Below are 873 nucleotides of genomic sequence, written 5' to 3'. Positions count from 1 at the left end.
GCAATTTTTTAACAAGTAATGCAAGAAGTCTATTAAAAAAAATCACTTATCTTCTTTTTTTTCTAATTCTCTTCCACCAGTTGTTTTAGAAAAAAATTTTCAATTAAAATTTAAATATTTAATGTTTTTTATTTTTATGTCAAACCCAGTTGTGATATCTTTGGCAGTTATCCCAACATCGCGTTTGACACGAGTTTGTACTGTGTTGGCAAGCAACGGCACGGGAACGCTTGTTGTTAGGGTTGATATAGTTAATAAGCTTAGTAATTTTTTCATTTCATTTATTCCTTTCTGAATTCTCTTTTCTAATAAAAAAGAGAATAGCACCACCGCACTATTCCCACAAGCAATTTCCAACATATTTCACAAGCGTACAAACAAAATACCCCAGTAAAATATGTTAAAATTGTCTGTGGAAACGCTAGGTGTTGACTAGTGTTTCCACGATAGTAATTTATTTTATGATAAATTACTATCACTAATTTTTATTAAAAATATTTAATTACATTTAATTACATAAATATTATATCACTATAAACAATTTTGTTTATAGTTTTTTATTTGCTAAAACTTTACTAAATAGGATAAAAAGAGTAAAGATTGATATTTAATAATACATTTGATACATTTGGGATAGGTACCAAAGATAAAAATATCTTGGTAAGGAAATTATAACACAATTTATAATTTACCGCAGTTTTTATTACCTGTATTGATCGTAAATCACTCATCATCGACTTTTTGAATCGTAAAACTACAATTCAAACACTTTTGTAAATCAACATCAACAATCATTAAATTATGATTGATTGTGTCTTTATTTTCTACTTTTTTCATTGTTATTTGATTTCCTTGATGAGTTCTTCATAGGCT

The 873-nt window shown here is 26.8% G+C and carries 1 protein-coding gene and 1 pseudogene; both read right to left on the bottom strand.

What is annotated here, in order from left to right; translation table 4 throughout:
* A pseudogene (locus TS70_RS06670) lies at nt 1–276 on the bottom strand (hypothetical protein); the annotation flags it as partial.
* Nucleotides 277–681: 405 nt separating this feature from the next.
* A partial coding sequence (locus TS70_RS06665) for a hypothetical protein (RefSeq protein ID WP_232332563.1) occupies nt 682–873 on the bottom strand: 192 nt, incomplete at its 5' end.

This window comes from Spiroplasma sp. hyd1, assembly GCF_016082235.1.
GTDB classification, from domain to species: Bacteria; Bacillota_I; Bacilli_A; order Mycoplasmatales; family Mycoplasmataceae; genus Spiroplasma; species Spiroplasma poulsonii.
This window is presented reverse-complemented; position numbering and strand designations above follow the sequence as displayed.